Origin of the sequence: Nocardia acidivorans NBRC 108247 (genome assembly GCF_001625085.1) — a bacterium.
Classification (GTDB): domain Bacteria; phylum Actinomycetota; class Actinomycetes; order Mycobacteriales; family Mycobacteriaceae; genus Nocardia; species Nocardia acidivorans.
Window position 1 is genome coordinate 1 of record NZ_BDAW01000002.1, and the last position, 13,376, is coordinate 13,376.

The following is a 13,376-nucleotide window of genomic DNA, read 5'->3' on the forward strand; positions in this document are numbered from 1 at the left end:
GACCCGCGAGTGGAGTGGGCGAACTATCCCAAGCCAGCCGAGTCCGAGGTGCCCCCGACCGACCCGCGCGTCGAGTGGGCGAACTACCCCGAGCCGTCGGAGCAGGCGACGACTCCGGTTGATCCAAGGGTGGATTGGGCGGACTACGAGAAGCCCACCGAGAACACCGCACCCCCGACCGACCCGCAACCCGGCCCGAGCGGTGACGGCGGCGGCGAACCCCCGGCCGAACCCCCCTTCGCCGCAGCGGCTTCCGAGCCCGATGGCCCCGACGCCTGGTTCGAGCGCATGGCCGCCGAGCAGGCGGACTGGAACGCCCGCATGGACGCCGAACGTGCCGAATGGCTGCACGGCCTCGCCGATCAAGAAGTCCCCGGCACCATGGACGAGCGCTGGGCACGCTTCGAAGCCGAGACCGCCGACTGGCTGGCCCGCATCTCCGCCGAGCGCGCCGACTTCCTCTGGGAAATCGCGGGCGGCCGCCCCGACCCCGGCACCCCCGAACCCCCCAACACCCCCGACGACCCCACCCCGGGCGGCCCCGGCCCCTCCGACCCGGACGGCCCGGCCCCGGCCACGCCCAAAGCCCCAACCCGCCCCGGCACCGACCCCGCCGCCGCCACTCCCACCGACCCCCGCGTCGACTGGGCTCACAACCCGAAGCCGGAATCGGTTGACCTGCAATCCGATCCGCCAGCCGACACACCGGGCAACAGCACTCCGTCAGACCCGGCCAAGCCCCCGATCGACCCGACCAAGCCCCCGATCGACCCGGCCGACCCCCCGACCGACCCGCGCGTCAATTGGGCCGACTACCCCGCGTCCCCCGAACCTGTCACGGCACCGGACCCGCGTGCCGAGGGCGTCGACGACCGCACCTCACCCGAGAATTCGGAGTCGCTCACCGACCCGCGGGTCGACTACGCCGACTACCGGAGCAACCCTGAATCCGCCACGCCCGCCGGCGAAACACCCACGGTGCCGCTGCAACCCGGCGAGCCGACCGTGCCCGGTAGCGAAGCGCCGACCGTTGAGGTCGGGCCACGGCATGAGGCGACGGCTGAGGTTACGGTGCGGGATCCGTTGGCTGCCGTGCCGCCGGGGGATACGCATGCGGTGCAGACGCAGCCGATGGAGTTGCCATCGGGTGCGCGTGACGATGGGGCGATTGTCGCGCCGGTGGAGCCGGTTCGGGCTTCGCCCGCGCTGCGGGTGGTGGGGGAGTTCCTGAGTGAGTCGCCGGGTCCCATTGCGGGGGCGCGGATTCCGGAGCGGGAGGGGTATGGGCGGCAGTTGGCGAGTGAGCTCGGGCTGGGGCCCGCGCTGGCGCGGCATGTTGATCCGCTGGCCTCGTTGCGGGAGGTGGCCGAAAGGGCGCGGGCGCGTGGGTATTTCGGAGATCCGGAGCTGGGTGTGCCGCCGCGCGCCATGCGGGCGGAGGATCTGGGTCCGCTCGCCGCCGATGAGCGTGAGCGGGGGCTGGACCCGCGAACCCGCCCCGATCCGGGCACCGCGGCGCGCCGGGATCTGCCGCTGGAACCCTGGTCGCAGGTGAATCGTGATCTGTCGCACCAGGATCCGCGCGTGCGAACACTGGATGAACTGCGCGCCGAGATCGCGGACCGCCTCGGCCTCGCACCCGACGATCTCACCCGGCAGCACCTGCCCGATGTCGCCGGTGAGCTGCAATTGCGAAACCTGCTGCGCGCCGGTGCCATCGACGCTCTCGATATGGTTTCCCGGCAGCGCGATCAAGCCCTCGACCCGGCCGAACGCGCCCGACTGACCGCCGATCGCGACGAATGGGCACGCCTGCTGCGCATCGACGACCCGCAGGCACTGAGCCCGGCCAACCGCGATGCCACCATCGCCGCCCTGCACGAGGAAACCCTGCGCCGCGCAGCCGATGTCGCCGACCTGATGGCCGCCACCTTCCACGCCCAGAGCCCCGGGGACGGCATTCACGCGGTACTCACCGCGGGTGACGACCGCGTGCACATCCGCGTCACCGAGAACCCCGACGGCAGCAAACGCGTCGAGGTCGTCCCGCGCCCGAATCTGCCCCAGCCGCCCGAACCCGGCAAGGTCGTCGAGGAGAAGCGCCCCGGCCTGCTGCGCCGCATCTGGCAGCGCATGATGGGCGGATACCACGCCGACACGCCGAAATACCCGTCCGGTTCGGGCTGGGACAAGAAGGGCCAGGTCAACCTCACCCACGGCCTCGGCGATCTCATCCACAACGACGTCCTCGCCCATATCGACGACGATTTCAACCCGGTCCGCGCGGCGAAGGAGATCGCCACCATCTACCAGGACCGCGAGCGCATGCCGATCCTGCATCGGATCACCGCCCGGATCGCCGACATCTCCGCCGATGTGGTCCCCATGCACACCCGCGACGGTCAGGAGTACCAGCCGTGGTACTCCGAAGCCGATCCGGTGCTGCGCGCGGAGATAGAGGAGTCGCTGCGCCTGGCCGGTCTGCCGACCGAGGCGGACTATCCGGAAATCCCTGCCCCGCAGCCGGATCCGGACCGCCCGCAACTCGAGGCCCCGCACGAGAAGCATTGGGGCCCGGATATGCCGGAGCCCCTGGCCGCCGCCCTGGATGCCCGCGACGCCGCCCTGGCCGATCTCGTGCGCATCGCTGGTGAACAGCACATCGATCTGCCGAACGCGGCCCCGGAGGCGCTGCGCCGCGCGGTCGACAATGCCACCTACGAGCTCATGCGCCGCGCCGGCGCGATCGAGGCGCTGCGAGATGTGGCCGCCCGCTTCAATGTCGAGCACGAGCGCGTGCCGTACAGCCCGGTCAGCTTCTCCGACAAGGATCCGCTCGGCCGTTACGTCCGCGAGGCCCGCCTCGCCGAAGCCATGCGCGTCGAGGAGGAACGCGCCCAGCGCCGCCGCGAAGCGGCCGGAGCCTCCCCGGACGACGATTCGCTCGAATTCCGCCCCCGCGAACCGCGCGCCTCGGCACTGGACGCGCTGCCGGTCAACAATGGCGGCGAATGGGTCAGGCACTTCGAAGATCCGGATGAGGAACTCTCCGCCCGCCGCGAGGGCCAGCTCTTCGAAGACGCCCTCATGCGCGATCAAATCCGCGACGAACGCTCGAATTGGGCGCAGCTGATCGGTGAATCGCTCGACGGCCTCACCCCGGAGCAGATCCGGCACACCATCGGCGATCTGCGCATGGAACTGCGCGACAGCGTGGACCGACTCGGCGATTTCATCGACGCGGTCGACCGCTATCAGCAGCTCGACGCCGAAGCCCGCACGCACGCAAGAGATTTGGCCGATATCGCGGCACATGCCTGGCTCGACGGACAGGGCGGCGTCATGCTGGAACCCGGTGTCGGCGTGCACCCCGGCGCGCATCCCGGCGACCCCCACCGGCTCGTCGTCATTCGCGGCGACTCCGACCACGACGCCCGTCTCGCCGACGCCCTGGCGGCCCATCCCGACCTGGGCGCACAGCTCAATCGCGGGGAACTCCAACTCGACTATCACGTCATCGGTTTGGCCGATAACGGGCAGTTGCACGTCAACCCGCACCCGACACCGGAAGTGCTGTTCCATCAGGGTCCCGAGGGCGGTGATCGCCTGCCCATGCTCATGGTGCGCGACGGCGACGGCCCCTGGCGGATCGTGCAGCCCATCCCCGAACCGCCGATCGCCCTCGATCCGCATTCCACGCCGGACACCATGCCCGCCGTCCCGCGCGATCCGGATATCGTTCGCGCGGAACGCAATGAGGTCGCGGCCCGGCTCTCGGTCTACCGCATGGATCTGGGCCCCGGCTTCCTCGAGGACACCATCCGGGCGCTGCGGCACGACAATGCCCTGCGCGCCGCGCAGATCGAGGGTATGGCGGACTTCATCCGCAGCAGCGATGCCATCGACAATTTCCACGACCTGAACCGCAGGCTGGAGAATCTGGCGAATCGACTGCGCATCGATCCGGAGGATCTGTCACCCCGGGCACTGGCCGAGGCGATGGCCGATCCGGCCATGCGCCAGGTGCGCCGCCTACAGGCGATCGGGGATCTACTCGATTACGCGAAGGTATTGCGCGACAACGTCGATGCTGCCACGGTGCTGGCCGCGCGGGATCGGCTGGCGCATCGTCTGGGCGTCGAACCCGAGGACCTCTATTCCAATAAGCATGTCGTAGACAAGAAACTCGGCGAGGTCGTCGGCTACGCACCGGATCCCAAGAGCACCAACCCGAATGGGCTGCTGCACGCGGTCAACGATCTGCTGCATCGCTCCGGCCTGAACCCGGAACTGGTTGCCGCGCTGGGCGAGTACGTCAATACGCTCAGTGATCTGGATCCGTTCCGCCGCGATCTGCACATCGATCCGGCGCGGGATCCGCGCGCCGCCGACGGTGTAGTGCCCATTCACGATCCCGCCGCACCGGCGCTGCTGCGCGCGCTGATGAACGAATCCATCGGCGAGCCACCGATTTCCGACAATCCCTCGCAGGCCGCGAGCGCATGGTCCCGGCTGCTCGGCGTCGACGTCAACGACATCGCGCGCACCGTGGAGCTGTATGAGGAACGCGGTAAATCGCTGCACGATCGGCTGAGTCCCGCGCAGCTGGGCGAGGTGCTGCGCATTCTCGACAGCGGAGATGCCCACGCCGCCTACGACTTCTACCGGCAGAGCATCGCGGACCAGAGCAAACTGCTCTCCCCGCAGGAGTTGACCAGGGCGGTGGATACCGCGCGCAACACCCGTTACGCCGAGGTCTACGAGTACTACCGCGACGGCAAGATCGATAAGCATGAGCGGCTCAGTCCCGAGAAGCTGGCCGAGGTCGTCGACACCATGCGTGCCGAGGTGCGTGCCCGTGAAGCCGATATCCAGGAACTGGAACGGCTGGCCGATGAGCACAACAGGCTCACCACGCCGCCGGAACCCGTTGCACCGCAACGTGGTGTCCGCGATCTCGTCGATGATCTGGCCACCGCGCGGCATCAACTCGACCTGGCTCGCGATGCGCGTGAGCACGCCGTCGGCCGGATGTACCTGGAGAACAACCGTCCCATTGTGGACGGCGATCTCACCCCCGAGCGCATTCGCGGGACCGCCGACTACCTGAGCACCCGTAATGCGGATGAGGCCGGGACGCTGCCGGATCACGACCGGCGCATCGCGGATCTGGTGGACGCGGCGGGTGAGTACACCCGCGCCGAAACCCGGGTGGCGGAGCTGGAATCCCAACTCCGGGAAGCCGTTCAGCGCGAGTCCGGTCCGGGTGAGACGCCGGTCGACGTCTGGCAGCGCGAATCAGATTCCGCCAGAACCGATCTGGAATCCCTGATCGCCGCCGATCCCGACCTGGCCCGGGTGGGCCTGGACCGGGTCGTCGATCAGGTCGACCGCATGTCCCGGATGCCGCTGGACCAGGCCGATATCTGGACCGACGATCTCATCCCGCTGCGCGATGCCGTGCACCGCTACCAGCACGCCCGGGAGTTCCTCGATATCGCCCGGGCCGAACAGGCCGAATCCGCTCGCGCGGCGGAGACTCCCGAGCAGGCCGCGGCGCGCGAACTCGAGGCAGCCCGGCGAGAACTCCTGGCCGCCGACGCCAACCTCAACGCGGCTCTGTTCGGCCTACCCCTCACCGCCGCCAACCTCACCCCCGACGCGGTGGCCGCCACCCGACGCGAATTCGCCGACGCACACCGCCCCGGCCTGTCCGCCGCCGACCGCGCCCGCCTGGACCTCGCCGACGCGGCCGACCGCCGACACCAAGCGCAGGATCGCGTCTCGCGCTGGGAAGCCGAGCAGGCCCGCCAGGCCGCCGCCGCGGCCATTGCCGCCGATACCCCCGAGGCCGCTGCCCAGCGCGCCCACGACGCGGCACACACCACCCTCCGCGAGGCGATAACCAACCTGCGCGATGTCACCGGCCTGAACGTCGACGAATCCCGCCTCACCCCGGCAGCTCTCGACAACACCATGCGGGAACTGCAAAACAGCACCATCCGCCTGACCACCGGCGACCCCGCCGATGCCTTCCGCCGACTCCGCTCCGCCGCCGAACAATTCCACCGCGCCGACGCTTTCTCCGACTGGGTGGCCACCCACGCCGCCACCCCGCCCGCCGACCCCCGCATAGCCTTCGCCAACCACGGCGACCAACCCTCGCTCCCACACGCCGAGCCCGCCGTCGGCGAGGATCCCGCTACCGTGCCGGTGACTCGCGAGGACCCTGTCATCGGCACGGATCACGAATCCGCGCCCGCCAAACCCGACGCACCACAATCGAATACCCCGAACGACCCCTCGGCCGCGTTGAACAGCGAAGCCCCGCCGGACGATCGCAGCGCCCAGCCCGCAAAGGACATCGGCAGTTCCGCCGACAACGACGGCACACCGGAAAACCCCGTCTCCGTCGAGAAGGACAACCCGGCCGTCGGCACCGATCACGACGCGGACGACAGCTCGGGCCATGATGACGGAACCGGTTCGGACACCACGGTTTCGGAGCCTGTTGCCCTCGAACCCGTCGATTCGGATCCGCGAGGCCCGGGCGCTGACGGCTCGGATGCTGACCGCTCGAACCCGCACGGCACCGCTTCGCGTGCGCCCGATCCCGATGAATCCGATCCGCCAACTTGGGAACCGGGTAGCTCCCAGCCTGACAATTCGGACCGGGATCATTCGGAGCCTGGCAAACCTGAGCCTGGCAAACCTGAGCCTGGCAAACCTGAGCCTGACAAACCTGAGCCTGACAACTCTGAGCCTGACAACTCGGACCACTCTGAGCCCGGCGGCTCTGAGCCCGGCGGCTCGGAACCCGATAGTTCAAGTCGCGATCATTCGGAGCCGCACAACTCGGAGCCGGATGCCTCGGAGCCGCACAACTCGGAGCCGGATGCCTCGGATCCCGATGGTTCGGAGCCGCATGCGTCCGATCCCGATGATCCGAATGGCGATGACCCGGATTCGGGGGAGGGGCGGCGTCGGGAGGAGCCGAATTGGGGGCATGTGCGGTCGCATATTCCGCATGTGCCGCACCAGGATCCCGACTACAACCTGCCGGATTACGCGCCGAAGCCGTCGTTGGAGCCGTATCCGTGGACTCTGCCGCCCGCGGACGAGCAGCCGCAGCCTCAATCGCAGCCGCAGCCGCAGCCTCAATCGCACCCGCAGCCGCAGCCTCAACCCCACCCGCAGCCGCAGCCTCAACCCCACCCGCAGCCGGGCGGACCCGGCGGTCCGTCGATGCCGCAGCCGCACATGCCGCAGCCGCAATCGCCCCCGGTGCCGGAACCTCCGGTGCCGCCGCACATTCCGACGCCGCCGGAGGGCTGGCCGCCGGGGATACCCTGGCCGCCGACGGCGCCGTATCCGCCTGCGGGCTGGCCGCCGGGATGTTCTTGGCCGCCTATCGATTCGTGGCCGCCGGGCATACCCATGCCGGGGTGGTCAGAGCCCCCGACCGGGTATGGCTTGCCCCAGCAACCCACTGTTGGGTGGCCGGGCGGTTCGCAGCCGAACGGCTCGAATGGGTGGCCGAATTCGTCGCAGCCGTCGTACGGTTCGCCGGGTACGACCCAGCCGTCGCCGTCGAATGCGTGGCCGACGACGCCATCGAATGGTGCACCGCAGCAGTACGATCCGGCCGAGGCCGTGAATCGACTGCTGGAATCGCTTGGTGAGCGAGGGAATTCGGGTACGCCGGGTTCGACTCCGTCGCACGGCGTACCCGGCGCACCCTCGGGCTTCGATCCGAATAGCGATCCGGGGTCGCCACACGAACCCACCTCCGCCGATCACACCTCGAATGGCGCTGGGACACCGAATGGTTCGGGCGCACCCGTGGGCGGCGCACCGATGATGCCGCCGGGTGCCGCTCCCGTCGCAAGCAATGGTGCGAAGAACGGCCGGGGCGATCGCCGATTCCCCCGCGCGGGCGGTGGTCCGGCCAGGAACGGAACGATCTATCTCCGTTCCCATTCGGGGTACGGCGAGTTCGCCACCTTCGATCCGGGCACCGGCCAATTGCAGTCGGCCCCGATGGCCACCGGCGCGCTCTCGGGCGTCTACGGCGATCTCGACGGTGTGCGGGTGGTCTTCTACCGCGCCCCGCACGGTCTGGTGCTGCGCGTCGGTGACCAGGCGATCGAGGTCGATCAGCTCGGCGCCGAGGCACGCTGGGAGCGCACCACCGAGGGCTTCACCCGTCTGGTGATCGCCGCGGGCGGTCACGAGCAGTGTGAGTTGCGCTATCGCCCGGTCGGCGCGGACGCCGATCTGGGTCTGCTGATTCGTGATGTGCTCGCCGATCCGATGCGCCGGGTGGGGATTTTCGGGTGAGCGCCCGATTACGGAGTTCGCCTGTTCGTCCGGTTCCGGCAACCGCCCGGTTGGCTCGGATATGCGATGCTGAGGGTTGATCGGATGAGCGAGGAGGACGGACGTGCGCTACGGCGGCCACCCGAGCAAGGAGCAGTTGCAGCGCAATTTCGACAGCATGCTGCAGCGGGCGCTGTCCGGCGGCGGTCTGCGCACCGAAACCGGTCTCGATCAGCAGACCATGCGGGCGCTGCGCGACCTCAGGTCCGCCTACCCGAATGCCTCGCCGGAGCTGGAAGCGGCGGCCCGCCGGGCCTTCGCCGGCCAATTGGACGGCAGCAACGCCGCCGCCCGGCGCGCGGAGATGGATCGAATCATCGCCGAGTACGAGTAGCCGTTCCATCGCATCCGTCTCGAATGTGACCGTCGAGGAGACGATTTCCGCGTGACCAGGAATCACGAGTTCAGCGAAGCAGTCATCGGCGAACCGTCGCCGGAATCCGCAAGTGCGGCAGAGCTTTCCGAGGCACAGGTCGAATCCGGCGACGGCGTGACCGAATCCGCCCCCGATGTCGGCTTCAACCTCACCCCCGATCCGGCCGACACCCCCGGTGCGATGGATGTCGCCGATCAGGCCCGGGGCGTGGCGCACCGCATCGCGCAGGAGCTGATGGCGCTGGGCCCGAACGGCTGGGACAGCGTGCACGCCGCCTTCGCCCTGACCGTCACCGGCCAACTGTCCCGCCTGACCTTCTTCGACGATCAGCGCCGGCAGATCCGAATCCTGCCCTCGCAGGAGGTGCTGAACCTGGTCGCCACGCATCGCGCCGTCTCGGCCGAACTCGGTGACGGCCCGTGGTGGCGTTTCGAAATGACGCTGACCGCCGCCGGTGAGCTCGAGGTCGATCACGACTATGGTGACGAACCCTTCCCCGACGATCAGCTCTTCGCTCCGCGTGACTACCTGGCCGATCTGGAGGCGTATCCGCGCGCGAGCCTGCCGACCTGGCTGGCAGCCTATGTGCACCATGACAATCGGCAGGGCCGCACCCCGCAGCAGGCCGCGGTCGCGGCCCGCGCCGATCGCGAATCCGGGGTGCTGCCCGCGATTTCCGAGAACGACTTCCCGGATTTCGGCGCGCTGTGGTCGCGTTGGTCCGCCCTCGCCGCGGCCTTCGTCGCCATCGGCTCGGAGTGGGGTCCGCGTGTGCTGCCGTCCTTCGGCTGGTTCGAGGGCTCGCGCCGTTCTGGCTCCTCGCTGTACGCGCTGCCGGGTGGTCGCGCGGTGCTCTCGGGCGGGGTCTGGAACGCCCCCGAACTCGACGCCGCCTACAACGGCCGCACCGCGCTGCCGCGGTTGTACGCGGGCGCGCCGGAGTGGGTCGCCAACTCGGTCTTGAACACTCGCGCCGGCGGCGGCCTGCTGACCTTCTGCTACTGGTGGGAGCGCGGTCGCTGGTATCGCGCGGAATCCCCGCGCGCGACCGAGTTGGCCGCCGCGGTCCCGGGCATCTGGACCACCGGCACCGTCACCGATGTGATCTGCGGTCTCCTGGCCGACGACCCGTCCGAAGCACTGCGCGGCACGGTCACCGCCTATGTCGAGGCCGCCGAACGCGGTGATGTCACCCGCACCCGGCTCGCCGAAACCTTCGGGGAGACAGCCGATCTGGATGGCGCGCACTATCAGCTCACATTGGCCGGTGTGGCCCGCACCGGTCCGGAACCGCTGCCCCGGGACGAGGCGATCGCCGAGGTGCTGCGCCATATCGACACCGCCGGTATCGACACCACCGGCTACCCGCTGGATCAGCTTCGCGCGGAACGCCTTCCGGTCGGATGGCTCGTTTACGCCCCCGCCGATCCGAATGAAATCGCCGTGCAGCGGGCATTGTTCTATATAGCGGACGACGGTGTGGTCGAGGCGGCGACCTCGGCCACACCGCCGTCGATCTATCTGTCCGGCTTCGAGCAGCGCTTTCGTACCAGGCACGCGTAACGGAATCGTGTGGATGGGTGGCTGAGTTGTACTGGTGCGCACTAGTGTTCGACGAACACGTGAGGGTAGGAGCGGGACGTGGGTGACACAGACAATCCATGGCGGGGGCTGGCCCAGCAGGCGCGCGGTGGCACCCTGAATCTGGGCGACGGCGTCGGCCAGGCCGCGGCCAAGATCGCCGCCGACGTGGCGAACACGCTGGGTATCGCGCTTACCTACCAGCCACTGCTCACCGAGCACAAGGGCTTCGGTGATCACTCGATCCTGCCGTCGGCGATGCACCTCGAGGACCGTTTCAACGCCCAGGGCAAGAATCTCGGCGGTGTCCTGAAGCGGTATATCGACCTGGTGGAGGCCATGGCGGACACCATGATCGTGGCCGACCACAATTACAAGGTGACCGAAGAGGATTCCAAAGCCGAGTTCGACCGGTTCAAGAAGGAATCCCCCGTTCAACCCCCCGCCGGCGACCCGAAACTGGTCAGCGGCACCAAACTCCCGGTGTGGCACGATGATTCCGCGCCGCCGCTGGACGGTAAGCACGGCAATGCGGACCTGGTGAAGATCGCGAGGGAGAAGGGGCACTACGACTCGCTCGACCCCGAGGATCCGAACGGCAAGGACCGGGTGTGGCTGCACGCCGCGGGCGAAGGAATGAACCCGCAGCTGGTATCCGATATCGGCGGCACCTGGCTGCTGGTGGCGGACAAGGTGGACAAGAGTTTCGACCAGCTCACCAAACAGCTGGACAAGATGAAGGACGGTTGGACCGGTCGCGGCGGCGATGCCGCGCGCCGCGTGGCCGGGGAGTTCAAGACCGAGGCCGCCGGTCTCACCGCCGATATGCGCGCGATGGCGTCCAACCTGACCTACGTCTCGGGCTGGCTGGACAACACCAAGGTGCGGATGCCGAGCGCGCCAACCGATTTCGACTACGACCATCCGGCCCGCGAGGATCGGATCGTGAAAGCCGCGCGTCAGGCCTTTCAGAACTTTTATGTGAACGGCATGATCGCGGGCAGTAAGGCCATTCCGCATCTGGTGGATCCGCTGGCACAGCTACCCGGGGTCGATGCGAAGGGCCGCACCACCACCGATGATGGTGGCGGCGGCGGAACGACCAAGCCGCAGAACAAACTCGGGTTGTCGGGCGCGTCGATTCCGGCGAATCAGATCGATCCGCGCAAGAGCGATCCGAACGGCAAGACCCCGCAGGGCAAGGGCCCGAACGGCAACGATCCGAACAAGACCGATCCGGGCAAGAACGGCTCCGACGACCCGCGGGGTAAGACGGATCCGAGCCAGACGGATCCGAGTAGAACCGATCCGAACACGACTGATCCCGGCCAGAGTTCGAGCAACGGTACATCGCAACAGAGTTCGAGCGGCTCATCGGACGCATCGCAATTGAGCAGCGCCCTGCAACAGGGCTTGCAGACCCTCAACTCGGCGAACCAGCAGAAGACGACAGACCCCAGCTCCACGCTGGCGAGCCTGCCGAACATGCTCAACAACCTGAAAGATCTGAAGGACCTGAAGGATATCGCCAAGGGCGGCGGTCCCGGTGGCGGCGGTCCGGGGATCAGCGCCGCGGCCGCGCCCAAGGAGCTCACCGCCAAACTGTTCCCGCGCGCCGCGCTCTCCGCCGAGGTCGAGGGCGCCATCGCCACGAGTTCGCGTGCCGGAATCGCCACCGGCGGAGCAACTCCCATGGGCAGCGGGATGGGCGGCGCCCCGATGGGCGGCGGTCACGGCGCGGGCGGTGCGGGTGGTCAGGGTAAGGAGCACAAGCGCCCCGAGTTCCTGGACTCCTCGGAATACCTGGAAGAGGCCATGGGCGCACCCCCGATCGTGGCGAAGCCCGTGGTGGAGGGTTGAGTTCGGTGCGTCGATCCTGGTCTTTCACGGATCTGGAATTCCTGGCGCTGTGGGAGGAGCGCGGCGCGGAGTCCCTGCCCGAGCCGCTCATGTTCAGCAGCCGAACCCGCTGGTGGAGTGAGCATTTGGAGGAGATGGCGCGCACCCGGGAGCAACTCGCGCACGAGCGCGATCCCGAATGGCAGGACATCTTCGACATCCTGTCGCTGCCCGATGTCCGGGTGGAGGTGCGCGGCCGGGACGGTCGTGACGCCTCCGATCCCAAGGGCAGCATTCGCCTGCTCGGCGCACGCCGCGGCGATATCGGCTACCTGGTCGTCCAGCAGCCGGGTGAAACCGTCATGCACAGTGCGGGTTTCGACGTCACCGCCTGCGATGCGGGACAGCTCGCGGCCGAGTTGACGGCGGCGCTGCCCGATACCGCGCCGGGTCGCGGTCCGGAGCTCGTACTCGCCGAACCGGCCGATATCGAGGACCACGATTACGGTTTCGGCCTGTCCCCGGCGCACGAGACCATGGACGGAACGGTCATCGATCGAGCCGCCGAATTCCTGGCCGCGCCGGCGGTCAGCCGGGGTGTGATCGAGGTCGTGCAGGGCTATTCGCGTTTCGGCCCGCGCGGCATCACCAGGCATCGGGTGGACTGGCGGGATCTGGTCGACGACGGCCGCTACATCGTCACCGGTGACCATCCGCGGGTGGCGACGCCCGCCGATCCGCGCCGCATGATCGCGACCGTGCGGGCGCGCATCGACGAGGTGCTCGTGGCCCTCGGGGACGAGTAGATGTGACCAGCGAAAAGGAGGGTGCGCCAATGCAACTGGACGATACGTCGTTTCCGACCGAGTTCACGATCGCGTCGCGGACCGGTGCGGTGGTCGTCTGCACCACCGAGCAGGGTCTGCCGTTGGGGGTGCGCGTGGAGCGCGATCAGCTGCGCGATGATCCGGCCGCACTGGCGGCGGAGATCCTGCGGCTGTGCAAGCAGTCAGCCGCCCGCGCCGGATCCCAGCGCCGCGAGCAATTGCGCCAGGCCGGATTGGCTCCGGAGATGTTGGCGCTCACCGGATTGCCCACCCTGGCCGAGGTGACGCGGCAGGAGATCGTCGAGGAGCAGGATTTCGACACCGAGCCGGACAGCTGGCTGCGGCCCATCTGATACCGGAAATTCTCGCAGACT

Annotated in this window: 6 protein-coding genes; all 6 read left to right on the forward strand. The window is 68.6% G+C overall.

Going from position 1 to position 13,376, the window contains the following annotated elements; translation table 11 throughout:
• Nucleotides 1–48 precede the first annotated feature (48 nt).
• The 6 genes from NA10_RS00010 (at nt 49) to NA10_RS00035 (ending at nt 13,355) form a co-directional block, all read left to right on the forward strand.
• Nucleotides 49–8,340, forward strand: coding sequence for a hypothetical protein (locus NA10_RS00010; protein WP_157555876.1), 8,292 nt, complete (start codon nt 49–51; stop codon nt 8,338–8,340).
• A gap of 103 nt (nt 8,341–8,443) precedes the next feature.
• A complete protein-coding gene (locus NA10_RS00015) occupies nt 8,444–8,713 on the forward strand; it encodes a hypothetical protein (protein WP_245676912.1) in 270 nt (89 codons plus the stop codon).
• Between the two features lie 51 nt (nt 8,714–8,764).
• The gene (locus tag NA10_RS00020) at nt 8,765–10,318 is read left to right on the forward strand and encodes a hypothetical protein (RefSeq protein WP_245676913.1); all 1,554 of its coding nucleotides are present in this window, start codon (nt 8,765–8,767) and stop codon (nt 10,316–10,318) included.
• A gap of 78 nt (nt 10,319–10,396) precedes the next feature.
• Nucleotides 10,397–12,196: a WXG100 family type VII secretion target gene (locus NA10_RS00025; protein ID WP_067561547.1), complete on the forward strand. Its 1,800-nt coding sequence runs from the start codon at nt 10,397–10,399 to the stop codon at nt 12,194–12,196.
• 5 nt (nt 12,197–12,201) lie between these two features.
• On the forward strand, nt 12,202–12,981 hold the full coding sequence (locus NA10_RS00030; protein ID WP_067561804.1) for an ESX secretion-associated protein EspG: 780 nt from the start codon (nt 12,202–12,204) through the stop codon (nt 12,979–12,981).
• A gap of 29 nt (nt 12,982–13,010) precedes the next feature.
• Nucleotides 13,011–13,355 (forward strand): hypothetical protein, encoded by a 345-nt coding sequence (locus NA10_RS00035; protein ID WP_067561807.1) that lies wholly within the window; start codon nt 13,011–13,013, stop codon nt 13,353–13,355.
• Nucleotides 13,356–13,376 lie beyond the last annotated feature (21 nt).

What these genes read in the sequence shown, in the direction of transcription:
- NA10_RS00035 (WP_067561807.1), top strand. Translation starts at nt 13,011, where the DNA reads ATGCAACTGGACGATACGTCGTTTCCGACCGAGTTCACGATCGCGTCG.